We start from the raw sequence: 22,591 nt of genomic DNA, 5'->3' as shown, positions 1-22,591 counted from the left end.
AGTGACAGCATTTCAATTAAGTTGACAGATTCTACCCAATTTCATTAGCGGGCGCACCTTATTTAAAGAGTACAGCCTATTGGATGGATTCGCCAAGGACTCGAACTAATGTTACTTGATGCTTGGCTATTTCTTCTTGAAAGCATGAAAAGTACTTCGCTAGCCATATACTGGCACCAGTAAAAATTGCAGAAGCTATAATAACGGGCCCTTCTCCGGCAGAAAAAAATGGAACCAAGAAAAAGTGCCCTATAAGTGCACCCAGAATCAAACCACACAGAGGCAAAAGGTAGACAATCATTGCCGAATAAATCAGGCTCGATTCAGGGAAACCAATTTCTACGACTTGCCCAACTTTAACCTGTTGAGCTGTTGTTAAATGCCACGATAATGTTTTATTACCCAATGCTTTGGATACAACGCCAGTACCACAGCTTTTTTGTGATGAGCAGCTGCTGCAACTGGTTTGTTGCTCACAACTCAGTATCACATTATATTCAGGACCTCGCCGATCAACCTTAATAATCGTCGCTAGGGCAGTCATCATTTTGTATTACCCTTGGTATTATCAAAGCGTAAAGATTTAGCAATACGTTTTGCTGTTGTAGGAGGGATATCACCAACTATAGAAATTTCATGGCTACCAACAACAGAACTGTGTAAAGTTCGGCGACCTTGGCGTACAATTTGACCTTTCAATGAGTTGTCATCTTTATGGGCAACGTATACAGAAAAACTGAACAATCCATCAGAATAGAGCTGGCTTTCAACAAGTTGATCTGTTACAGCCATTCGATAACGATTCAATTCATTGGGTTCAAAACCATCCGGAACCCAAGTAAGTTTCCAGCTACTCACACCTAGATCTGTCTTTGGCATAGTCAACACTTCGGGTAGTTTGACATCATGCAGAGCACTCATTAAATCAGCTATCTTAGGAGTTACCGAATAAGATATAGTTCGGTATTGCTCAATTATCTCTCCGTCACGATCAAGTAAATCTGCTCGTAAAGGCAGCTTCGAATTTTCATCAATCCATAAGACATAGGAGTAGCGTAAGCCATCTTTGGGCACAATACGTAATACTTGTGTGGCGACCCCTGCTTCTCGAGCTCGGCCTAAATTGACATAATCGTAATATAAATTAAGTTCATCGATATTGGTATTAAGCATTGGCATGATTGGAGCAACCATTTTACCAGACTCAATAGTAAACGGTTCACTACCAGTCTCAATGTAACTGACCTCACTATCACGCTGAATCACCTCTCTTACCGGCCCACTTAAATACATCAAGTGAGCATATTGAGATCGCTCATGATTTGCATGACGGTAGAGCAAAGGTTCGATACTGCTCTTTTTAATCAGAATGTAAGAGAGTTCATAGCTCAAATCCTTGCTTGCTTGACTCATTTGGTGCAACAAAGCCTCTGCGGGCTTAACACCAGCAAAGGCTTGATATGTTATCAAACTGAACAAAGCGCAAGTGCTGAACAGACGTTTTTTCATTCAATTCCCGAAGTCAAAGAAGCTTCTTTTTTATGAGTGTCTTTGTTGATTCTAAGTTGTAATTCATGGTCCATTAACATAGCTTGAACCCGTTTACGTTGCTCTTGTATATTAACTTCACTAGGTGTGCGCTCAACTGACTCCCGAGTCAAGCTCACAGGTTCTGCACTACCCGAGAATGGTACCGTCTGAAGAACAGGTAATTGCTCCGTAGAAGAGGAAGCAGAATCATCACCGTACTGCTGAACTCCCAAAATCACGACAAGTGATACACATGCAGCTATCGATACTTGACCTAACTGAGTCAACCAATTGGGTAGCATTTGTTTTGCTTGGTAAGGTTTAGGCTGTGACTCTTTAGTAACGCGATCAATTGAGATAACATTATTATTACTAGAATCAACCTTACGATGTATGGGCTCGTTTTCTAATGCCAACGCTACGCTTGCAGCAATATTCCATTCTGGTTTTGCTGCCGCATCGCCTCGCATCACATCACCGATCAGATGATAGCTCTGCCACGTATCAAGGCTATCTTGGTCTTGCTCTAATTCTTGTATTAGCGCTTTATCGACCAATTCTCCATCTATGAACGCTGAAAGTTTCTCTTTGTCAGCCATTATTTTCACCATAGTTATCACTTGTACTAGCGTTGTAGAAGAGGTTTTATTTTCTTTTCCACAGCCTCACGAGCACGGAAGATACGGGAACGTACCGTCCCTACAGGGCAATCCATCACTTCAGCAATATCTTCATAACTTAAGCCATCGAGCTCTCGCAAAGTCATTGCCGTTTTTAAATCTTCTGGTAATGCCTCAATTGCATTGAATACTATCCGTTGCAATTCTTTTGACAACGCTAAGTTCTCAGGGTTCGATATTTCTTTTAAGGCATTACTCGTTTCGTAAAATTCAGCTTCGTCAGCATCAACATCGGTTGCTGGAGGTCTACGCCCTTGAGCAACAATGTGATTTTTCGCAGTATTCACGGCAATACGATATAACCAAGTATAAAAAGCACTCTCCCCTCTAAAGGTTGGAATCGCCCGATAAGCTTTAATAAATGCTTCTTGTGCTACATCTGGTACATCACCAGGATTACTGACGTATCTGGAAATAAGGTTGCATACTTTGTTTTGGTATTTCGTTACCAGCAAATTAAATGCTTGCTTATCACCATTCTGAACACGCTCAATCAATACTTGATCGGTCAGTTGCTCGTTCATTCGAGCGGATACTCCTATTTGTTATGCTCTAAACTTGATATAGCAAAGAGCTACTTCTGCAAAATGTAGTATTGACACCACTGCTTACTTGAGCACTTAATGTGACTCCAATAGCCATAAAAAGTTCCGTATCCAATCGATTTTTATCTTTAGTTTGTACGGAAACATGTGATCTGCCTCTCGACTATTTACTCATGAATTGTCAAAAACCAACAAACGAGCATAGTAGTCGGTAAATAGGTATAATCACGTTCGCTGTATAGATTGTGCTGGGTAGAAAGCAGAAAAGCAATGGTATTGACAAACTATTACTATTCCTTTGTAGACCGCGGAACACCCACTTTCAGACCATGACTCAACGAAATGCTCATGCTTTCATCTATTTAATCAAAACAACACACCATAATCATCAGTATCAAGTTGTTTATAGATGTACAAATGAGGAATATAAGCGAGGTGCTTTGAGCACTCCATAGCAGGATTGTAAAGTAAAAATGAACACAAACCGTGAACACGAATGTGATGTGCTAGTCGTCGGGAGTGGCGCAGCTGGACTCTCACTAGCATTAAGGGTTGCTAACCACTGTAATGTGATTGTACTAAGTAAAGGCCAACGAAGCGAAGGCGCAACTTTTTATGCTCAAGGCGGTATAGCCGCAGTCTTCGATGAATCAGATAGCATTGAATCTCATGTTGAAGACACTCAAATTGCTGGCGATGGCATTTGTAACGAAGATACCGTGAAATTCATCGCGGAAAACTCAAAGAAATGTGTCCAATGGCTCATTGATGGTGGCGTTCCTTTTGACCGCGAAGATAATGATTCAGATGGGCAACCTCGATACCACCTGACTCAAGAAGGGGGCCATAGCCGTAGGCGCATTTTACATGCAGCAGATGCAACCGGTATGGCCGTGCAAACATCACTGCAAGACAACGTCCACAATCACCCAAATATTCAGGTATTAGAACGCCACAATGCTCTGGATCTTATTACTAAAGAGAAAAACAAAGTTATTGGTGCTTATATCTGGAACCTAAACGAAGAACAAGTCGAAACGGTAAAAGCAAAATTTGTTGTTTTAGCTACAGGTGGAGCTTCAAAAGTTTACCAGTATACCTCTAACCCTGATGTTTCATCGGGGGATGGAATTGCTATTGCTTGGCGTGCTGGTTGTCGGGTTGCCAACATGGAGTTTAATCAGTTTCACCCAACTTGCCTGTACCACCCTGAAGCACGTAATTTTCTTCTAACTGAAGCACTTCGAGGTGAAGGAGCTTATCTACGCAGGCCGGATGGTTCTCGTTTTATGCCCGAGTTTGATCAGCGCAAAGAGTTAGCTCCTCGAGATGTCGTTGCTCGTGCTATCGACTTTGAGATGAAACGCTTAGGTGCAGATTGTATGTACCTAGATATCAGTCATAAACCAGCAAACTTTATTATCAAACACTTCCCAACTATTTATTCACGTTTAATGGATTTAGGAATCGACATGACTCAAGAGCCGATCCCTGTAGTACCTGCAGCCCATTACACTTGTGGCGGTGTCATGGTAAACCAAAACGGACAAACTGACTTGAAGAATTTATATGCAATTGGTGAGGTAAGTTATACCGGTTTACATGGTGCAAATCGAATGGCATCAAACTCATTATTGGAGTGTGTCGTTTATGCTTGGTCTGCGGCAAAAGATATTTTACAACATCACCCTCATGTAGAGATCGTTCCAACTGTACCTTGCTGGGATGAGAGTCAAGTAACTCATAGTGATGAAGAGGTAATCATACAGCATAACTGGCATGAATTACGCTTGTTCATGTGGGACTATATGGGCATTGTGCGTACAGACAAACGTTTAGAGAGAGCATTACGGCGGATTCAAATGCTCCAACAAGAAACCCATGAGTATTATAGCAACTTTCGGGTCTCAAATAACTTGCTTGAATTACGTAATTTACTTCAAGTGGCCGAGCTTATGGTGCGTTGTGCTATGCAAAGGAAAGAAAGTCGAGGCTTACACTACACGCTAGATTACCCAAATAAGTCAAAAAACAGCGGGCCTACGATATTATCCCCTAATCATTAATTGTTTAAAAAGGGAGTATTTACTCCCTTATCCCATTGCCTTAAAACCAGACATAAGTGGCGATAATCGTTATCATGGCAACTGTCTCGCCAAATAGTTACTTTTTGCCCATGGTCTAACTTAAAAGACACTTTTAAACCTGCTGTTGATAAATCCGTTTGAATCAAAAGTAATGTTCGGTTTTGATGATGAACAACACCATCTCGGTCAATGCACCAATAACCATCGGAAGAAGCATCTATGAAACCTTCAATTTGGTGCTGTTTGAACATTAACATTAACAGGTAGACAGAGAGAATTAATGGGATATCCATCAATATGACCGCCCAAGCAAAAATAAACAGAAGGAAGCTATTCATTGCTAGGGCGATAAATGAAACCTTAACCTGAAGGTTAACGAACCTTACTGAGATTATGTGCGACAATTTTGTCCACCATTGATGCATGACCCAGATTTTCACTACGACCATGTCCCATAACCCAAGCAAACAAGTCGGGATCATCACATTCGAGTAAAGAAACAAATTCACGTTGCTCTTGCTCTAATAGAGTATCAAAGCACTCTTCAAAAAACGGCATAATCACCACATCAAGCTCAAGCATACCTCGACGACATGCCCACTTAATACGTGCTTTTTCTTCCGTAGTGTACATTTGGTATTCCTTAATTTAATTTTTATTGTTAATGAGGAGTGTAACAAGGGATATGCTGTACCACTAGTGTGTGGCTCACAATCCGACAGTGAAAGCTGACAAATATCAATTCTGGAATTAACATAGCAAAAAATATCGAACAAAGGCACTGTAATTATGGAATGGCAAACTCAATTTTCTCCCCTTAAATTATCAGCACAAGATACATTACCAAAACTGTCTATTTCTTTACTTGATGACTTATCAATGATCACTGTCACAGGAGAAGATAAGAAGTCGTATTTACACGGACAAGTTACTTGCGATGTCGTGTCTCTAGATAAAGCGAACTCAACACTTGGCGCTCATTGTGATGCAAAAGGAAAAGTCTGGAGTATCTTTCGTTTATTTTATCATCAACAAAGCTATGCCATGATTCAACCTAAATCTGCAATTGAAGTTGAATTAAAAGAAATTAAAAAATATGCAGTTTTTTCCAAGGTCACTATTGAAGAATCAAACGATATTATTCTTGGTGTTTCAGGAGAAAAAGCAAACAGCTTTATCTCAAATTTAAGTCAAGATACTTGTGACGTTCGCTCTATCGAAGGGGGCACAGCTTTAAAAGTAGCAGAGAACCGCTGGCTAGTGACGCTAACTGAGCAAGCCGCACAAAATCTTGTCTCAGAAAGTCAAGCAGAACTCACTACTCACGAATTTTGGAAATGTCTAGATATTGCAGCAGGCTTGCCGTATATCACTGCACAAAATCAAAATGAATACATACCCCAAGCACTTAACCTACAGGCGTTAGCTGGGATCAGTTTTACTAAAGGGTGCTATACCGGACAAGAAATGGTTGCAAGGGCAAAATATAGAGGCATCAACAAGCGTGCAATGTTTATAGTGAAAGGCCCCTTTAAAGAGACTCTACCAGAGACGGTTGAACTGGAACGTAGTGTCGGTGAAAATTGGCGTTCAGTCGGTCCTATGTTAACTCATTATTCATTTTGCGACGGTAGTGCCATTGGATTAATTGTCTTACCTAATAACCTAGACAATGACACTCGTTTAAGACTGGTTGCTCAACCAGAATGCGAATGGGAAATCACTACATTGCCATACAGCCTTGACGATGAATAGTACTGTGCAAACCCCATTGATGCAGTTTTTAACCGCCCAAAACATTGAGTTTCGTTTGCTCGAACATCAGAGGCCAGCAACAACCATTGAGGATGCCGCAGAACAGCGCGGTATCCGCCCATCACAAATGGTTAAAACACTACTTTTACGTGATATGGGGAAACAATATGCGCTTGCTTGTGCTCCTGGTGATCGTAGTATTGACCCCAAAAAAGTGCGTCAAGCTCTCCAATGGCGGCGTATGACCTGTGCAGATCAGTCAGAAGTAGAGAGTATTACTGGCTATAAGGTAGGCACCGTAACACCTTTGATGCTTAAACGTTACATGCCCATAGTCTTAGACCCTTTATTATTAAATGAGCCAGAAGTGACAATAAGTAGTGGAGACCGAATGGCTGGGCTTGCTTTATCCATTCATGATTTAATACAGCTTTGCCAACCAACCATTGCCGATATATGTCGTGAAGAATAGTGTACCTCGATGTACCTGAGGTTACCTAAGACTTGATACTTTCAAAAAGTTTGATGCAACGTGTGATTTTATCTCATATTTTCGCGATATCACTCGTATTATCAACAGTGAATAAATGTATTTTAAATCAAATACCAAACATACATAGTCAGGAATCGAAAGCTTCTATATGCTGAATTTGTTGGTACGCTTTTTTGGAAAATGCGTACTCAACGAAAAGAGCCTTAACTGAAAAGATGAGCAAATCGAATGTCAGTTGGCTACTTTTTGTGTAATGCATCTGTAACTATTTGCCCGCTGGTAGCGGGCTTTTTTTTACTTTTCTGCTATTGCAATGAGCTATAAGGTATATTCTAACTAAAGCAGATATTTAGCTTCATCAGTACTAGGATTAATTTTTAAAAATATTAGTAAAATAATTAGCAAATTATCATTTCTTTTTCTATTCTTATTTGTGTGACACAATTGTTAAAAATGTTAATTGAAAACTAAATAATAAGTAGAGATCTACTTAATTTAGGTTGCTGTTTTTGGGGAAAATCACATCATTTTGACGTAAGCCAGGTAAAAACGTTCTTGGCAGCACAAATTTTCAAAGCCAAGAGTTTCATCTTCAATGAATATTGTTTTTGTCACAGTAACGCTTGAGTGAGGAAGATAATATGACCTGGCGAAGTATGAAATAAGGAAGAATAATCATGAGACTGTTTAAGCGCTATACACCCAGTATGATTGCTAAACACATCAGTCGTCTTTTTAAGGGTAGAATTTATATTTACGGAGTCGGTAGATTCGAATTCGATAACGGGAAACTTATCTTGCCAGAGAAGGCTGAAAAGCGACACTTCCAAGCAGTAAAAGAAATCAACCAAGAAATAATGAAGCTCAGATGTGCCTATGCTTAATCCAATAATGATCGAGTAAGGCTGAGAGCACCCCCAGCCTTTTTCTATTGTGGTTGAGCAAGTTTTGGTAGATTACCTTTGAGTCCTAAGGCATGCTTAAGCATCTCATTTTTAGCCACAGGCACTGCACCGAGAATACTCATACCGGCCCCTCTAACTAATTTTTTGATGGGATCAGTACCGGAAAATAAGTCACGAAACCCTTGCATCGCCGCAATCATTTTGGCAGCTTCTGCTTTTCGCCAGCGCTCATAAGTACGTAAATTACGTTTTGCTCCAATATCTTGACCTTGTTTCCAAAGAGATAACACTTCTTGAGCCAAGCTTGCTGCATCAAGTAAACCCAAGTTAACACCTTGCCCAGCTAAAGGGTGAATAGTGTGCGCAGCATCACCAACTAACACCACTCGCTCTACCACAAAATCTCTGGCATAGCGCATTTTTAATGGAAACAAACTGCGTTCGCCAACCACTTTACAAAGACCGAGACGAGCGTCAAATTCACTGGTAATCAGGCGACTAAATTTATCATCATCCATTGAAAGCAATTGCTCAGCTCTATCAGATTCTATTGACCAAACAATAGAACACTGATTAGATTGAGAAAGAGGTAAAAATGCCAACGGTCCTTGAGGCGTAAAGATTTGCCGTGCCACACCGCTATGTTCTTCTATAGTAGTAACATTCGCCACCAAAGCATGGTGACCATAGTCCCAATGGGTTAAAGGGATATCCATTTGATTCCGCACCCATGAATTTGCCCCATCGGCCCCAACCACTAATTTAGCTGTCATTGATTGACCATTATCCAAAGTAAGCCAGCTTTCTTGTTCACCAACCGCTAAGTAAGTGCAACGAGTAGGCATGCATAACATCACATTCTCCAGTTGCTGTACTCGCTCAAGAAGTGCCAACTGAATAACACGATTCTCCACAATGTATCCGATATTGGGTTGAGCTAAACTTTGTGCATCAAATTCGATGTGAGCAAAACTATCTTGCTCCCATACTTCCATTGAGTGATAAGGAGAAATACGGCGCTGCTCAATACCTTGCCACACCCCTAAGTTTCGTAGAATAGTTTCACTCGCGCGACTTAAAGCCGACACACGAATATCAGCAAGGTCATTTAATTTATTGTTTGGTACCGTACCTTCAATCACCGCAATGCGTAAATCGCTGTCTTTAAAAGCAGCTGCAAGAGCCAATCCAACCATACCACCGCCAATAATAGCGATATCCACACTTTGCATCATGAGTATCTGTACCTAATTTTTGTATCGTTCATCGAGTAACTACGCCTAAAGTCTGGCGTATAAGGGGCTGCTTAAAAATAGAAAGATTATCCATTGTAGCCAGAGCAAAATTACGCCCAATTCGCATCGCAGGAAGGTCATTAGAAAAAGTATGCACCAAAGAACTGGTTAACCAAATCGTATCGTCTCGGTCTTTTTTTCTACGCTGATGAAAGCGCATTAAGCCTTTAAAGCAGCCAGAGTCATGCTGCTGTTTAATGATTTCTTCCGCCAAAGAAGCGACATCACGAATACCTAAATTAAACCCCTGTCCGGCAATAGGGTGAAGCGTCTGTGCTGCATTGCCAACAATTGCAAATCGATGGGAAATATTCTGCTGGCGATGACGAAGTAACAGAGGATAATGCGCGCGTTGGCCGACTTTATGTATGTGACCTAAACGCCATCCAAAGTCATTTTGTAACCGCTGCAAAAACTCAGCATCACATAAGTTGATGATAGAACGAGCTTCATCAGGGCGAAGACACCATACTAAAGACATCCGGTTACTGCTCATTGGCAAAAGTGCAATCGGTCCATGTTCTGTGAAGCGTTCAAAGGCCTGCCCACAGTGAGCTTCATTTGTAACAACGTTGGCAATGATTGCAATTTGGTTAAAGTCATGTTCGGTGTAAGTAATTCCAATTTGCTGACAACACTGCGACACTGCACCATCCGCAGCAACAAGTAGCTTGGCTTCAAGGCACTCTCCGCTTTCAAGTTCAATATTGACGTTATCCTGTTCACGGTGAATTTTCATCACCGAATCGGGACAAAACAAAGAGATATTATTCCGCTCAGCTAAAAGCTTTTGGTAAACCTTGCCAACATCAGCTAATTCCACAACGTAGCCTAATGCTTCAACGCCAACTTCTTGCTTAGTTATTTCGGTCATACCCGCGTGATTACGATCCGAAACATGAATACGTTCAATTGATGTAGCATAAGGTTCAAGTTCGTGCCAAAGCTGGAGTTGGCGTAAGATATTAATCGTGCCATAGGACAAAGCAATTGAACGAGAGTCAAATCCTGGGTGCTCCTCCGATTGGGGTTTAAAAGGCTCTACTACCGCGATCCTCAATCCACTATCAGATAAATGATCAATCGCCAGAGCTAACGTCGCTCCTGCCATCGCACCACCAGCAATAACCACATCATATCGAGTCATATTTACCTCAAACTATGGACAAGATTAATGAATCGTAGTTGGGTTTTGAGAGGCGGTAGGCCGATGTCCATGTTCTGCATGAATAGTCAGCACACATGCTTTCACATGTTCAATCACTTGCTCTAGTAATTGTGCTTGTTCATTAAGATCATCTTCGTCATCAATACCAAGTTTAGCAATTTCTTCAAGGTCAGCCAAAGCTTCTTTTACATCATCAGAGGCTCTGCTCCAGGTAATACCAGCTAAACCCAATCCAGAAATAAAGTGGTTAACAAAGTCAGAAAGACTGTCCGCTAACATAAATACCCCTTCATCTCCTGAGTCATCAAAGAGCAATAAAGAGAGTTCCATTGACGTATCCGTTAATTCATCGGCAGTGATTTTAAACAACTGCTGAGCACACGTCAGAGCGGCTGTTGGCCAACCCATTCCTTCATTTGTGTAGTCAAATAAAATAGGTTGCCATGTGTTATCACTCACCGCGACTCCACCACTAAGCATTCCTACTAATAAACCGTGCAATTCAGCAGGAGTTACCGCAAGGTTCGCCAATTTTAATTCAGTGGCAATAGATTGGTATTCAGGAAACATGATTTCACCCATATCTTGCATCATCGTTTATCGTTATATCCTATCATCAAGCCCACCTATCGGAAACGACTATCCCTGTCAATTTTGAACATCATTTGCTCAATTTGTCCAATTCCTGTGTGATCACTCAATCATTTCCATTTCTATTATGGGAAATGCTTGAATCTTAATGATGGTTTTTCTATAGTTTCCTCCTCGGTAGTTGCATAAAGCAATACCTTAGATGTCGCGAGCGTAGAGTCTATTCATTATGAGTAATCAAGCAGTTGAGGTTGAAATCCTTGGCAAAATGACACGAGTAAACTGTCCTGCGGGGCAAGAAGAGTCACTGATCGCCGCAGCAAAAGATCTCGATCAACGATTGAAAGAGATGGCTGAACGTACTAAGGTAACCAACGAAATTCAATTGCTAACTTTTGCAGCTCTGAATATTTGTCACGAGTTGCAAACAAAATCTTACGAAACAAATGGGCAGCAGAAAGAGATGACAGAGCGAATGGAGAAGCTCAATACCTCTTTAGAACAAGCGCTGACAAACGTTAAGCAAGGACAATAATAATTACCAAATTTACCCTGGGGTGTTTGTCAGACGGATTTAAGTCCCTGAGCCGATAAGCAATCCTTAAGGGTTAGTACTTGATAACTATTGAGCAAGCTTGGCATGCACCGAGAAGCCTACGGTTATCATTGCTGATCCGCCTTGAACCAGCTGGTTCAAGGGCCACAATCCTCAACGGCACCCTGGGGTATCCTCAATATGTCAGATTTATCTCGACAAACACTACGCAAAACAATTCGACAACTGCGCTTATCTCTAGAGCGCGAAATACAAATTCACGCGGGGAAGACACTAGTTAAGCAATGTGCACTGTTGCCAGAAATCCAACACGCGCAACATATTGCTCTTTACCTTGCCGCAGATGGTGAACTTGACACAGCACCACTTATTGATTGGTTATGGCAACAAGATAAATCGGTTTACCTACCTGTCATTCATCCTTTCTCTCCAGGCCACTTACTGTTTCTCCACTATGACAAACAAAAATCGTTAGTTCCAAACCAATATGGTATTTTAGAGCCTAAGTTAGACATCACTGACTTGAAGCCTCTAAAAGAACTGGACATCATTTTCACTCCATTAGTTGCATTCGATAATAATGGCCAGCGGCTTGGTATGGGTGGAGGCTATTACGACCGCACACTTTCCAGTTGGTTTAATAGCAGAGAAGGTGCTAAGCCCATTGGCTTAGCGCATGACTGCCAACAAGTAGAACAACTTCCTAGCGAAGCTTGGGACATTCCTCTGCCTAAGATCGTGACACCCAGCAAAATCTGGCGATGGGAAAAATAAAGCTGACTCGTTATAATCACGCCGAAAATAACAACAAACCCTCAATCAGGAGATAGATATGACCCAAGATGAAATGAAAAAAGCGGCTGGTTGGGCAGCTCTCAAATACATTGAGAAAGGCAGCATTGTCGGTGTGGGCACCGGCTCGACCGTCAATCACTTCATCGATGCCTTAGGCAGTATCAAAGATGATATCAAAGGTGCAGTGTCTAGCTCTGTTGCTTCTACTGAGCGCCTCAAAGAACTCGGTATTGAAGTCTTTGAGTGCAACGACGTGATCAAATTAGATGTCTATGTCGATGGTGCAGATGAAATTAACGCAACACGTGACATGATCAAAGGCGGCGGTGCAGCCCTAACTCGTGAAAAGATCGTTGCTGCCATCTCTGATAAATTCGTATGTATTGTTGATGGTACCAAAGCTGTCGATGTACTTGGCCAATTCCCACTCCCTGTTGAAGTGATTCCAATGGCACGCTCTTACGTTGCTCGTGAACTGGTAAAACTTGGTGGAGACCCTGCATATCGTGAAGGCGTTATCACCGATAACGGCAATGTCATTCTTGATGTCCATAATATGCAAATTACCAATCCAAAAGAATTGGAAGACAAAATCAACGCTATTGCTGGTGTAGTAACTGTCGGTTTGTTTGCTCACCGTGGCGCCGATATTGTTATCACAGGCACTCCAGAAGGTGCTCAGATAGAAGAGTAATGACTTTACCCAAGTAGCCGTAAAGTGCCTTGTTCAGCAAGACGCTCTCAAAGCCACTTGGGTATAAACGGTGCTGAAACGCATCGTTTTTTATACCGACCAAGAAAAGCATACCTTACAACATAATTTTCTTACCCAAAGCAATTTTTTTTGTTACTTTATTGATAGATATCGCACAGGAAAACGTTTGCTTCTTTCATAAACGTATTCGTTTAATCGTTTTTCGCACCTGCGTTCATTTAGCTCACTTCCCATGTTAAGGACGATAAAATGGCAAAAATTTCATTAGAAAAAGATAAAATAAAAATTCTCTTACTCGAAGGCCTCCACCCTTCTTCTGTTGAAGTATTCCAAGCGGCAGGTTATAGCAATATTGATTATCATAAAGGCTCGCTCTCTGAAGAAGAACTGCTCGAAGCAGTAAAAGATGTCCACTTTATCGGTATCCGTTCTCGTACTCATTTATCTGAAAAAGTCATTAGTGCTGCCAATAAACTTGTTGCGATTGGGTGTTTTTGTATTGGCACCAATCAGGTCGATCTCACTGCTGCTGCTAATCGCGGAATTCCAGTATTTAATGCGCCCTTTTCCAATACTCGCAGTGTAGCAGAACTCGTCCTTGGCCAAATCCTTCTACTGTTAAGAGGTATTCCAGAGAAAAATGCCCTAGCCCACCGAGGAGTTTGGAAGAAAAGTGCTGACCATTCCTACGAAGCACGTGGAAAACGACTTGGTATTATCGGCTACGGTCATATAGGAACACAGTTGGGGATCATCGCAGAAAATTTAGGGATGCGTGTTTATTACTACGACATTGAAAATAAGCTTTCACTCGGCAATGCTACACAGATCTTCACCATGAGTGAGTTACTGAACAAATGTGATGTAATTTCTCTTCATGTTCCTGAAACCCAAGAAACAAAAAATATAATGGGTAGTAAAGAATTCGATCGTATGAAACCTGGTGCTATTTTTATCAATGCAGCACGTGGTACTGTTGTCGATATTCCAGCTCTCTGCCATAGTTTAGAGTCTGGCCATATTGCTGGTGCTGCAATTGATGTATTTCCAATTGAGCCCAAAACGAATGCCGACCGTTTTGAATCTCCACTACAACAGTTTGATAATGTCATACTCACGCCGCATGTAGGTGGTTCGACACAAGAAGCTCAAGAAAATATTGGAGTAGAAGTCGCTGGTAAGTTGGCAAAATATTCCGATAATGGTTCAACATTATCCAGTGTTAACTTTCCAGAAGTTTCTTTACCTGAGCATCGTGAGTGCTCACGTTTATTACATATCCATAAAAATCGCCCGGGTATATTAACTCAGATAAATACCATTTTCGCGGAAGAAGGAATTAATATCGCGGGCCAGTACTTACAAACAGCGGCAGACATTGGCTATGTAGTGATAGATGTTGAAACACATCGCTCAGAAGAAGCTCTGATCAAATTAAAAGAAATTGAAGGTACAATAAGAGCCCGTATCCTTCACTAGAAACAAGCAATATAAAAAAGCAGGGGCAATAACAATCACGCCCCTGCTTGCCCTCATCAAAACTTATTTTAGCTTGTAAATGACATCAATTTGATCACGAATGATCAATTTTGAATCCTGATATCCGTTAGAGCTTTGCTCTGTATCCATCATCATTGAACGCGTAAGAACTGGTAGAGGTGGTACTCTGTCATCATTAATCAACCAAACATCACCCAATTGTTTTTCAAAACCTTCTGCTAAAAAAATGGCTTTATTTTTGGCATCTTTAATAGCAGCCAAACGCGCTTTTTGTTGATATTTTTTCTGTTCTGATACTTTCAATTGAATGTTATCCACTTGATTAATCCCTGACTTTAAAGCCATATCCAAGTATTGGTTAAGCTTAGCTAATTCTATAACAACAACATCCACCGTCCTTGAAGCACGATAACCAACAAGTTCAGAGCTGCCTGACTTAGGGTAATGATATTGAGGTGATATATACAAATTTGAGCTGCTGATATTGCTTTTGGAAATACCAATATCCTCTAAACTTTTGAGGAAGCTATTGACAACATCATCTACCGATTGTTTCGCTTGCTCTGCCGTTAGTGTTGTTTCTACGACTTTGACTGAAAATGTTGCCATATCTGGCTTTGCTGAAACTTCACCATAACCTGTTGTTATGACATGAGGAAAGTTAAGTCCATCATCAGCATAAACAGAAACACAACACATACTCAATACAGTAACAAACAAACTTGAAAACCATTTCATTTAATAAACCCATCCATAATAATTATTCGCAGCTCATACACTAAGGTTAATTGACTTTTAAATAAGACTGAAAAAGCACAGTTTCCACTTTGGAAAATCAGTAATTTATTACATTACTGCCCATTAGAGTAAAAAAACAGCACCACATTCAGCCTACCAATTCCCATAATATTTAGGCTGCACCTAGCTCAAATCTATTCACTTAGGTAACTTTAAATTCTATCTCAAAGAATAATTTATGAGCCAAGTTCAACAAGAATATTCCTTTAGCTGAGAACAAATTTTCAATTACTTAAGTACTAGACATTATAGAAGCTTATGCTAATAATCTAAGCTTGCTCTATAAGACTTAACCTAATCCTGACGTTGAATAAATTGGTACACCGAATGCATTTATTGTGGGAGATGATCGCGAGCGTAGTGCACGATTTCTTGAGATATTTCTTGAAGTACGCCTGTTTCGAATTGCCAATGATGCCAGTAAATTCGATAGGACATCACAAGCCCAGGTGTAATATCGATCAATCTACCATTTTCTAATTCATCTTTAACCTGTATGAACGGGATCAAGCAGTAGGCGACACCAGCCAAAGCCATCTTTAAAAATGCTTCTGAGTTACTAACATTGTGATTAATTATGCTGTCCAATCTCAAATCAAAGTGCTCAATCAAAAACTTTTTGTGTAAGTCATCATATTTATCATAAGAAACTGCTGGAGCAATGGACAAAGTGTGATTATTAACGCCATGACTAAAGAAACGTTGATAAAAGTCATGGCTAGCCACACATACGTAATCCATACGCCCAAGGTAATCGGCTCGACAGCCCGAAATAGCATAAGGTTCAAGGCTTATTGCTCCTGCAACTTCGCCACTTTTTAACTTCTCAAGGGAACGTGATTCGCCATAAATAGTCATCTTCAGTTCAACCTGCTTTTGTTTCATAATAGTTTCTAAAGCAGGTAACAGCCAAGTTGCCAAGCTATCTGCATTGGTTGCTAACGAGAGCTGAACAGGGCGAGTTTCACTGTCATTTTTGAGCTCGGGAATAATATCATTCTCTAATAAACGTACTCTTCGATATAGCCCAAGTAATTTTTTTCCTATTAATGTTGGTTTGGGAGGTTGCTCACGAATTAAAACTGATTGAGCAATGTACTTTTCAAGCTGCTTGATCCTTTGAGATACAGCTGATTGAGAAACAAATAAATGCACCGCCGCACGTTCAAAACTGCCTTGATATACAACAGCATCAAGGGCTTCTAGCCATTTATAATCTAATCCACGCACCTTAACCCCATCATCATAAGAATCATTAATGTTATATTAATATTATTAATTATACTTATTCAAATAGAATCGCTAATTTACCAACCTTATTTATATTAGAAACATCATAATATGGGGTAAAAATAGTGAGTTTTGGAATTTTATTACAAGGGTTTGGCTTAGGCGCTTCAATGATTATCCCGATCGGCGCACAAAATGCTTATGTCCTTAACCAAGGAATCAAACGCCATCATCACCTCACAACCGCAACCATTTGCAGCCTACTTGACACCGTGTTTATTTTTTTAGGTATCTTTGGCGGTGGAACATTGTTATCTCAAAATAAGATGCTTCTTAGTTTGGTTACGCTCGGCGGGATCATCTTTCTTACTGCTTATGGCTTGCTGTCTTTAAAAAGTGCTTTTAGCTCAGGACAAGCGTCAACATCGAAAAAAGATATTGCTACACGAGGACGTAAAGCCGTCATCTTAGGTGCTTTCGCCGTTACCGTTTTAAACCCCCACTTGTATTTAGATACCGTGGTTATTCTTGGTTCTATTGGAGGACAATTTAAAAGTGAAGAACGTTTATCCTTTGCTATAGGCACGATTATGGCCTCTTTTGTATGGTTCTACACACTATCTTTGAGTGCCGCCAAACTTGGGCCAACACTATCAAAACCAAGAGTAAAGAAAGGCTTAGACGTTGCTATTGCTTGTATGATGTTCACTATCGCTTTTGTACTCATCAGCGAACTACTCAAAAACAATAATTAACCAAGCAAAGCGAGGCAATGCCTCGCGTTGCTTGATATCATTCTAAATATACTTAGATAAAATTACTCATTGGTTTTATTTACATGTACATCCATTTGCGGATATGGTATTTCGATCCCTGCAGCATCTAACGCTTCTTTCAAAGCTTGTGTTGAATCAAAATGTACCCCCCAATAATCACCTGTTTTACACCATGGCCTCACCACAATGTTAACGGAAGAGTCAGCAAGCTCAACAACACCTATAGTAATATCTGGATCTTTGAGAATACGAGAATCTTTTTCTAACGTTTCACGAATAATTTGTTGAGTTTTCTGCAAATCAGCATTGTAAGAAACACCAATAGTCATATCGACTCGACGTGTTTCATGGCGAGAATAGTTAGTAATCGCCCCACCAATAACAGCAGAGTTAGGCACAACGATCATTTTATTATCTGGACTTTTTAAGACAGTTTGAAAAATTTGGATCGAATCTACTGTACCAGCGGTTCCACCAACCTCGACATAGTCACCAGATTTAAATGGGCGGAAAGCCACAATGAGAACTCCTGCGGCAAAGTTCGACAAGGAGCCCTGTAAGGCTAGACCGACAGCTAAACCAGCAGCACCAATAATTGCAACTACAGAAGCGGTTTGAACTCCTAAGCGCCCTAACGCTGCAATCAAAACAATAACAAACAGAAGATAGCGAATTAAACCATGAATAAATTCGACAACAGTCTTATCCATGTTTTTCTTTTCAAGTATTTTTGCAATACTGCCCGCAATCATCTTGACAATAATATTACCAATAAAAAGAATCAGTATTGCGGAAATAATATTCACACCATACTGCACGATAAGATCAGAGTTATCATTTAGCCAAGCTGATGCCTTATCCGCTCCTCCCGCAATCGAATTTTCCAAACTCGTCGAATCTCCTGCCATAATTCCTACCCTCAAAATCAACTCATTAACTGAACGACAATAGAGAAAAACTGACTAACCACTTTTCTCTACAATAGTCCCTCTCTAAACTTGGTGAACGGTAATAATTTTTGGCACACGCTATTTATGCCTGAGCTCTAATGTTTAGGTATAAGTAAAGAATGGCAAAACAAGGCATTACCCAATAGTTCCGACACCATGTTATTAAAGGTATGCAATACTTTTATTTTTTGCCAGCAGGTTGATGGAATTTTATTCTTCTTTATATTGGAGCTTAAAAGTATTAAAACATAAGTCACGATGAGTTTTATAAACAATTATTAATTAGTGCCAAGATGACTTTTTATATCAATTCCCAGCCATACATTTAAAAAGTAATTGAGAATAATAAAAAGCCCGCTCTTTTGAGCGGGCTTTTTATTACTTTTGAAACAGGCTATTACAGTACATCGACTGCGTTTAGGTCTGCGAATGCTTTCTCTAGACGAGCAACCATTGAAGTTTGACCAGCACGTAGCCATACACGTGGATCGTAGTACTTCTTGTTTGGTGCATCTTCACCTGTTGGATTACCAATTTGACTCTGTAAGTAGTCGTGGTTATCTGCTTCGTACTGACGGATACCATCCCATGTTGCCCACTGTGTATCAGTGTCGATGTTCATCTTGATAACACCGTAGCCGATAGACTCTTGAATTTCAGCTTCAGTTGAACCGGAACCACCGTGGAATACAAAGTTTAGAGAGTTAGGTGCAAGACTAAACTTCTCAGAACAGTAAGCTTGAGAGTCACGAAGTATAGTTGGAGTTAGTACAACATTACCAGGTTTGTAAACACCGTGTACGTTACCGAAAGATGCTGCGATAGTGAAACGAGGTGAAACTGCATTTAGTTTCTCGTATGCGTAAGCAACGTCTTCTGGAGAAGTGTATAACTCAGATGCATCCATGTGAGAGTTATCTACACCATCTTCTTCGCCGCCAGTACAACCTAGTTCAATTTCTAAAGTCATGTTCATCTTAGCCATGCGCTCTAGGTACTTAGCAGAAATTTCGATGTTCTCTTCTAAAGGCTCTTCAGATAGATCAATCATATGAGAAGAGAAAAGAGGCTTACCCGTTTGAGCAAAGAACTCTTCACCCGCATCTAATAGACCGTCTATCCATGGAAGAAGCTTCTTCGCCGCGTGGTCAGTATGAAGGATTACTGGCACACCGTAAGCCTCTGCAACAGTATGAACGTATTTAGCACCGGCTACAGCACCAAGGATTTGAGGACCTTGACCTTCAAGTTTTACGCCTTTACCAGCAAAGAAAGCTGCACCGCCGTTAGAAAATTGAATCACAACTGGCGCTTTCACTTTTGCCGCAGCTTCTAGTACTGCGTTTACAGAATCAGTACCTACTACGTTTACAGCTGGAAGGGCAAAATTATTCTCTTTTGCTACTTCAAATACTTTCTGTACGTCATCGCCAGAAATAACACCTGGTTTTACAAAGTCGAAGATCTTAGACATGGAGGTCATCCTATTTATCTGTCGTTTTTTAAACAAAACTTATTAAATTAACAATCTAGAAAACGCTTGCTCACAACGCATCCTATCTTATCAGAATTCGTTTCTTGTTGCAGCAAACAGAAAGCGGGAGAATCCTCTCCCGCTTTATAAGCAATTATTTTGCGCGTGCTTCTAGCATTTCTACTGCAGGAAGTACTTTACCTTCGACGAACTCAAGGAAAGCACCGCCACCCGTAGAGATGTATGAAACATCGGCTTTGATACCGAACTTATCGATAGCAGCAAGAGTGTCACCACCACCAGCTACAGAGAAACCTGCAGATTCAGCGATTGCTTTAGAGATACCAGCCGTACCCGCTTCGAAGTTTTTGAATTCGAATACGCCAACAGGACCATTCCAAAGGATAGTTTTTGCATTACCAATGATTTCAGCTAAAGCAGCCGTTGATTCTGGACCTAGGTCGAAAATCATGTCGTCATCTTGAACTTCGGAAACCTGCTTGATTTCAGCTTCTGCGTTCTCGTCGAATGCTTTCGCACATGCCACATCCGTTGCTACTGGAATAGCACACTCTTTCATTAGCTTTTGAGCTGTTTCAATTAGGTCTGCTTCGTATAGAGACTTACCTACATTGTGACCTTCAGCTGCAATGAATGTGTTAGCAATACCACCGCCAACAACAAGTTGGTCAGCGATTTTAGATAGAGACTCAAGTACCGTTAGTTTCGTCGATACCTTAGAGCCGCCAACGATAGCGACTAGTGGACGCTCTGGGTTATCCATTGCTTTACCTAGTGCTTCTAGTTCAGCAGCCAGAAGAGGACCAGCACAAGCGATAGGAGCAAACATGCCAACACCGTGAGTAGATGCTTGAGCACGGTGAGCCGTTCCAAATGCGTCCATTACAAAAATGTCACATAGCTCAGCGTATGCTTTAGATAGCTCTTCTTCGTTTTTCTTCTCGCCTTTATTAAAGCGTACGTTTTCAAGAACAACCAGTTCACCAGTATTCAGTTCTAGACCGTTTAAGTAGTCTTTTGCTAGTTTAACTTCGCAATCAAGAGCATCGTTTAAGTAGTTAACGACAGGTTGTAGAGAGAACTCTTCAGCGTATTCACCTTCAGTTGGGCGACCTAGATGAGACGTAACCATCACTTTCGCGCCTGCTTCTAAACAGTGCTTGATAGTTGGAAGAGATGCGATGATACGTGCATCAGAAGTTACTTTACCGTCTTTTACTGGCACGTTTAGGTCAGCACGGATAAATACACGTTTACCTGCAAGATCCAGGTCGGTCATCTTGATTACAGACATGATGTGTCCTCTCAATTATTTAATCATTAAAAGTTTTTGAAAACTTGGCAACCCTGCCAAGCCTGTTAATTCTTCAAACTGGTTTTAGATATGGAGATACATCATATTTATTTCAAGGTCTAAAATAAAGATTTTCTCCATCGCTGCTTCGTGATTAACGAGCCGTATGTGAAGCTGCTTGCATCGCTAAGGCAGTATCCAGCATTCGGTTGGCAAAACCCCATTCGTTATCACACCAAACCAACATTTTCACAAGATGTCCATTGCTTACTCGGGTTTGCGTTCCATCTACTATTGCACTGTGGGAGTCATGGTTAAAGTCGATGGAAACAAGCGGCGCTTCAGTATAGTCAACAATGCCACTTAATGTACACTGAGATGCCTTCACAATGATTTGATTTATGTCATCAACTTTCACACTTGAACCGACTGTGACACTTAAATCCATTGCTGTAACATTTACGGTCGGAACTCGAACCGAAATAGCTTCAAACTTGTTGGAAAATTTCGGAAATATTCTTTCAATTCCCTTGTGTAATTTTGTATCAACAGGAATGATTGACTGGCTGGCAGAACGAGTACGACGTAAGTCGTCATGATAGGCATCAATAACTTGCTGATCATGCATAGCAGAATGAATCGTCGTAATTGTCCCCGATTCAATACCAAAAGCATCATCCAGCACCTTGATAATTGGGACAATACAATTGGTGGTGCAAGAACCATTAGATACAACCCGATGTTCATCTTTCAGTGTCTCATGATTGACTCCAAAAATGATCGTATTGTCGACATCATTATCACCAGGATGTGAGAAAAGTACTTTTTTAGCTCCCGCACGAATATGAGCATGACCGTCCGCTTGAGAACCAAACACTCCTGTACAATCCAGTACAATATCTATTTCCAATTCACTCCAAGGTAGTGGCTCAAGTTCTTCACATTGCAAAATTCGAATACGATCGTACGATTCATAGTTTTGTTTACCGAAGTTATGATGTATGTAGAGATATTCCTGATCATGGGAAACTTTTTTTTCAAAGCGGCCATGGCTAGAGTCATACTGTAATAAATGCGCCATCGCTTCCGGCTTCGCCAGTTCGTTCACGGCAACAATCTTGATATGATTTTGCTTACCACTTTCATATACTGCCCGCAGTACATTACGACCGATACGTCCAAATCCATTGATCGCAACTTTTAGCATTATTCCATCGCCTTACATGATTTTCGTGTTACACGATAGTAACCGATAGCGACATAAATCGCATTAAGTTAGTTTCATACATGCTTCAAAGCACGCAAGTGCCTTCTGCAAAATTAGTCTTCATGCCTAACATCAACAAGAATGGTATAAGAAGCAGTCAAAAAAACCGAGCCATATGACTCGGTTTGTGTTGTTAATCGGCTTTAATTACGCTAATAATTCATTT

The 22,591-nt window shown here is 40.7% G+C and carries 24 protein-coding genes and 1 other RNA gene; 10 read left to right on the top strand and 15 right to left on the bottom strand.

The annotated features are described in order from the left end of the window. Window positions 1-76: 76 nt before the first annotated feature. The 4 genes from VSA01S_RS12920 to rpoE are packed head-to-tail and all read right to left on the bottom strand — an operon-like array spanning window position 77 to window position 2,734. A complete protein-coding gene (locus VSA01S_RS12920; protein ID WP_039979835.1) occupies window positions 77-547 on the bottom strand; it encodes a SoxR reducing system RseC family protein in 471 nt (156 codons plus the stop codon). Beyond that, window positions 544-1,509 (bottom strand): sigma-E factor regulatory protein RseB, encoded by a 966-nt coding sequence (rseB, locus tag VSA01S_RS12915; protein ID WP_039979836.1) that lies wholly within the window; start codon window positions 1,507-1,509, stop codon window positions 544-546. Before rseB ends, VSA01S_RS12920 begins: the two co-directional genes overlap by 4 nt. Then, window positions 1,506-2,129, bottom strand: a complete 624-nt coding sequence (locus VSA01S_RS12910; protein WP_039979837.1) for a sigma-E factor negative regulatory protein — start codon at window positions 2,127-2,129, stop codon at window positions 1,506-1,508. Before VSA01S_RS12910 ends, rseB begins: the two co-directional genes overlap by 4 nt. Before the next feature lie 26 nt (window positions 2,130-2,155). After that, a complete protein-coding gene (rpoE, locus tag VSA01S_RS12905) occupies window positions 2,156-2,734 on the bottom strand; it encodes an RNA polymerase sigma factor RpoE (RefSeq protein ID WP_039979838.1) in 579 nt (192 codons plus the stop codon). Window positions 2,735-3,228: 494 nt separating this feature from the next. Here rpoE and nadB point away from each other — a divergent pair, with 494 nt between their 5' ends. Beyond that, window positions 3,229-4,821, top strand: coding sequence for an L-aspartate oxidase (gene nadB, locus VSA01S_RS12900; protein ID WP_039979839.1), 1,593 nt, complete (start codon window positions 3,229-3,231; stop codon window positions 4,819-4,821). On the opposite strand, the gene VSA01S_RS20345 is transcribed toward nadB, so the two are convergent. After that, window positions 4,818-5,246, bottom strand: coding sequence for a protein YgfX (locus VSA01S_RS20345; protein ID WP_244949873.1), 429 nt, complete (start codon window positions 5,244-5,246; stop codon window positions 4,818-4,820). The two genes, nadB and VSA01S_RS20345, sit on opposite strands and share 4 nt — an antisense overlap. Continuing rightward, the gene (locus VSA01S_RS12890; protein WP_039979840.1) at window positions 5,215-5,475 is read right to left on the bottom strand and encodes an FAD assembly factor SdhE; all 261 of its coding nucleotides are present in this window, start codon (window positions 5,473-5,475) and stop codon (window positions 5,215-5,217) included. Before VSA01S_RS12890 ends, VSA01S_RS20345 begins: the two co-directional genes overlap by 32 nt. Window positions 5,476-5,631: 156 nt before the next feature. Between VSA01S_RS12890 and ygfZ the strand changes: the two genes are divergently transcribed. From ygfZ to VSA01S_RS12875, 3 genes are all read left to right on the top strand, one after another. Beyond that, entirely contained in the window at window positions 5,632-6,597 is a 966-nt protein-coding gene (ygfZ, locus tag VSA01S_RS12885) for a tRNA-modifying protein YgfZ (protein WP_039979841.1), read from the top strand. Beyond that, window positions 6,590-7,069 (top strand): aminoacyl-tRNA deacylase, encoded by a 480-nt coding sequence (locus VSA01S_RS12880; protein ID WP_039979842.1) that lies wholly within the window; start codon window positions 6,590-6,592, stop codon window positions 7,067-7,069. Before ygfZ ends, VSA01S_RS12880 begins: the two co-directional genes overlap by 8 nt. Window positions 7,070-7,767: 698 nt before the next feature. Next, window positions 7,768-7,974: a DUF1107 domain-containing protein gene (locus VSA01S_RS12875; protein ID WP_039979843.1), complete on the top strand. Its 207-nt coding sequence runs from the start codon at window positions 7,768-7,770 to the stop codon at window positions 7,972-7,974. A 44-nt stretch (window positions 7,975-8,018) separates the two neighbouring features. On the opposite strand, the gene VSA01S_RS12870 is transcribed toward VSA01S_RS12875, so the two are convergent. The 3 genes from VSA01S_RS12870 to VSA01S_RS12860 are packed head-to-tail and all read right to left on the bottom strand — an operon-like array spanning window position 8,019 to window position 11,040. Next, a complete protein-coding gene (locus tag VSA01S_RS12870) occupies window positions 8,019-9,230 on the bottom strand; it encodes an FAD-dependent 2-octaprenylphenol hydroxylase (RefSeq protein ID WP_039979844.1) in 1,212 nt (403 codons plus the stop codon). Between the two features lie 28 nt (window positions 9,231-9,258). Then, window positions 9,259-10,437 (bottom strand): 2-octaprenyl-6-methoxyphenyl hydroxylase, encoded by a 1,179-nt coding sequence (gene ubiH, locus VSA01S_RS12865; RefSeq protein WP_039979845.1) that lies wholly within the window; start codon window positions 10,435-10,437, stop codon window positions 9,259-9,261. 24 nt (window positions 10,438-10,461) lie between these two features. After that, on the bottom strand, window positions 10,462-11,040 hold the full coding sequence (locus VSA01S_RS12860) for a YecA/YgfB family protein (protein WP_039979865.1): 579 nt from the start codon (window positions 11,038-11,040) through the stop codon (window positions 10,462-10,464). A gap of 238 nt (window positions 11,041-11,278) precedes the next feature. On the opposite strand from VSA01S_RS12860, the gene zapA reads away from it, so the two are divergent. From zapA to serA, 5 genes are all read left to right on the top strand, one after another. Next, entirely contained in the window at window positions 11,279-11,584 is a 306-nt protein-coding gene (zapA, locus tag VSA01S_RS12855) for a cell division protein ZapA (protein WP_039979846.1), read from the top strand. 11 nt (window positions 11,585-11,595) lie between these two features. Then, a non-coding RNA gene (gene ssrS / locus VSA01S_RS12850) (6S RNA) lies at window positions 11,596-11,780 on the top strand. 5 nt (window positions 11,781-11,785) lie between these two features. Continuing rightward, window positions 11,786-12,379, top strand: coding sequence for a 5-formyltetrahydrofolate cyclo-ligase (locus VSA01S_RS12845; RefSeq protein WP_039979847.1), 594 nt, complete (start codon window positions 11,786-11,788; stop codon window positions 12,377-12,379). A 58-nt stretch (window positions 12,380-12,437) separates the two neighbouring features. Beyond that, window positions 12,438-13,094 carry a ribose-5-phosphate isomerase RpiA gene (gene rpiA, locus VSA01S_RS12840; protein ID WP_039979849.1) on the top strand — a complete coding sequence of 219 codons (657 nt, stop codon included), beginning with the start codon at window positions 12,438-12,440 and terminating at the stop codon, window positions 13,092-13,094. A gap of 270 nt (window positions 13,095-13,364) precedes the next feature. Further along, a complete protein-coding gene (gene serA / locus VSA01S_RS12835; protein ID WP_039979850.1) occupies window positions 13,365-14,594 on the top strand; it encodes a phosphoglycerate dehydrogenase in 1,230 nt (409 codons plus the stop codon). 63 nt (window positions 14,595-14,657) lie between these two features. Here serA and VSA01S_RS12830 read toward each other — a convergent pair whose 3' ends face one another. Both VSA01S_RS12830 and VSA01S_RS12825 read right to left on the bottom strand, forming a co-directional pair. Continuing rightward, entirely contained in the window at window positions 14,658-15,353 is a 696-nt protein-coding gene (locus tag VSA01S_RS12830) for an oxidative stress defense protein (RefSeq protein ID WP_039979852.1), read from the bottom strand. Window positions 15,354-15,746: 393 nt separating this feature from the next. Continuing rightward, on the bottom strand, window positions 15,747-16,643 hold the full coding sequence (locus VSA01S_RS12825) for a LysR family transcriptional regulator ArgP (RefSeq protein ID WP_039979853.1): 897 nt from the start codon (window positions 16,641-16,643) through the stop codon (window positions 15,747-15,749). A 125-nt stretch (window positions 16,644-16,768) separates the two neighbouring features. Between VSA01S_RS12825 and VSA01S_RS12820 the strand changes: the two genes are divergently transcribed. After that, on the top strand, window positions 16,769-17,398 hold the full coding sequence (locus VSA01S_RS12820; RefSeq protein WP_039979855.1) for a LysE/ArgO family amino acid transporter: 630 nt from the start codon (window positions 16,769-16,771) through the stop codon (window positions 17,396-17,398). 62 nt (window positions 17,399-17,460) lie between these two features. Here the strand turns inward: VSA01S_RS12820 and mscS are convergent, their stop codons facing one another. The 4 genes from mscS to epd all read right to left on the bottom strand — a co-directional run bounded on the left by mscS (window position 17,461) and on the right by epd (window position 22,365). Then, complete coding sequence (gene mscS, locus VSA01S_RS12815) at window positions 17,461-18,327, bottom strand: small-conductance mechanosensitive channel MscS (RefSeq protein ID WP_039979857.1); 867 nt, start codon at window positions 18,325-18,327, stop codon at window positions 17,461-17,463. A 439-nt stretch (window positions 18,328-18,766) separates the two neighbouring features. Next, window positions 18,767-19,843, bottom strand: a complete 1,077-nt coding sequence (gene fbaA, locus VSA01S_RS12810) for a class II fructose-bisphosphate aldolase (RefSeq protein WP_039979859.1) — start codon at window positions 19,841-19,843, stop codon at window positions 18,767-18,769. A gap of 154 nt (window positions 19,844-19,997) precedes the next feature. After that, entirely contained in the window at window positions 19,998-21,158 is a 1,161-nt protein-coding gene (locus tag VSA01S_RS12805) for a phosphoglycerate kinase (RefSeq protein WP_039979860.1), read from the bottom strand. 154 nt (window positions 21,159-21,312) lie between these two features. Continuing rightward, entirely contained in the window at window positions 21,313-22,365 is a 1,053-nt protein-coding gene (epd, locus tag VSA01S_RS12800) for an erythrose-4-phosphate dehydrogenase (RefSeq protein WP_039979861.1), read from the bottom strand. Between the last annotated feature and the right edge of the window lie 226 nt (window positions 22,366-22,591).

This window comes from Vibrio sagamiensis NBRC 104589 (genome assembly GCF_007990935.1).
GTDB classification, from domain to species: Bacteria; Pseudomonadota; Gammaproteobacteria; order Enterobacterales; family Vibrionaceae; genus Vibrio; species Vibrio sagamiensis.
This window is presented reverse-complemented; position numbering and strand designations above follow the sequence as displayed.

What these genes read in the sequence shown, in the direction of transcription:
- VSA01S_RS12870 (WP_039979844.1), bottom strand. Translation starts at nt 9,230, where the DNA reads ATGATGCAAAGTGTGGATATCGCTATTATTGGCGGTGGTATGGTTGGA.
- VSA01S_RS12845 (WP_039979847.1), top strand. Translation starts at nt 11,786, where the DNA reads ATGTCAGATTTATCTCGACAAACACTACGCAAAACAATTCGACAACTG.
- VSA01S_RS12890 (WP_039979840.1), bottom strand. Translation starts at nt 5,475, where the DNA reads ATGTACACTACGGAAGAAAAAGCACGTATTAAGTGGGCATGTCGTCGA.
- VSA01S_RS12875 (WP_039979843.1), top strand. Translation starts at nt 7,768, where the DNA reads ATGAGACTGTTTAAGCGCTATACACCCAGTATGATTGCTAAACACATC.
- rpoE (WP_039979838.1), bottom strand. Translation starts at nt 2,734, where the DNA reads ATGAACGAGCAACTGACCGATCAAGTATTGATTGAGCGTGTTCAGAAT.
- ubiH (WP_039979845.1), bottom strand. Translation starts at nt 10,437, where the DNA reads ATGACTCGATATGATGTGGTTATTGCTGGTGGTGCGATGGCAGGAGCG.
- mscS (WP_039979857.1), bottom strand. Translation starts at nt 18,327, where the DNA reads ATGGCAGGAGATTCGACGAGTTTGGAAAATTCGATTGCGGGAGGAGCG.
- rpiA (WP_039979849.1), top strand. Translation starts at nt 12,438, where the DNA reads ATGACCCAAGATGAAATGAAAAAAGCGGCTGGTTGGGCAGCTCTCAAA.
- serA (WP_039979850.1), top strand. Translation starts at nt 13,365, where the DNA reads ATGGCAAAAATTTCATTAGAAAAAGATAAAATAAAAATTCTCTTACTC.
- VSA01S_RS12910 (WP_039979837.1), bottom strand. Translation starts at nt 2,129, where the DNA reads ATGGCTGACAAAGAGAAACTTTCAGCGTTCATAGATGGAGAATTGGTC.
- epd (WP_039979861.1), bottom strand. Translation starts at nt 22,365, where the DNA reads ATGCTAAAAGTTGCGATCAATGGATTTGGACGTATCGGTCGTAATGTA.
- zapA (WP_039979846.1), top strand. Translation starts at nt 11,279, where the DNA reads ATGAGTAATCAAGCAGTTGAGGTTGAAATCCTTGGCAAAATGACACGA.
- ygfZ (WP_039979841.1), top strand. Translation starts at nt 5,632, where the DNA reads ATGGAATGGCAAACTCAATTTTCTCCCCTTAAATTATCAGCACAAGAT.
- fbaA (WP_039979859.1), bottom strand. Translation starts at nt 19,843, where the DNA reads ATGTCTAAGATCTTCGACTTTGTAAAACCAGGTGTTATTTCTGGCGAT.
- VSA01S_RS12880 (WP_039979842.1), top strand. Translation starts at nt 6,590, where the DNA reads ATGAATAGTACTGTGCAAACCCCATTGATGCAGTTTTTAACCGCCCAA.
- nadB (WP_039979839.1), top strand. Translation starts at nt 3,229, where the DNA reads ATGAACACAAACCGTGAACACGAATGTGATGTGCTAGTCGTCGGGAGT.
- VSA01S_RS12860 (WP_039979865.1), bottom strand. Translation starts at nt 11,040, where the DNA reads ATGGGTGAAATCATGTTTCCTGAATACCAATCTATTGCCACTGAATTA.
- VSA01S_RS12920 (WP_039979835.1), bottom strand. Translation starts at nt 547, where the DNA reads ATGATGACTGCCCTAGCGACGATTATTAAGGTTGATCGGCGAGGTCCT.
- VSA01S_RS12805 (WP_039979860.1), bottom strand. Translation starts at nt 21,158, where the DNA reads ATGTCTGTAATCAAGATGACCGACCTGGATCTTGCAGGTAAACGTGTA.
- VSA01S_RS12830 (WP_039979852.1), bottom strand. Translation starts at nt 15,353, where the DNA reads ATGAAATGGTTTTCAAGTTTGTTTGTTACTGTATTGAGTATGTGTTGT.
- rseB (WP_039979836.1), bottom strand. Translation starts at nt 1,509, where the DNA reads ATGAAAAAACGTCTGTTCAGCACTTGCGCTTTGTTCAGTTTGATAACA.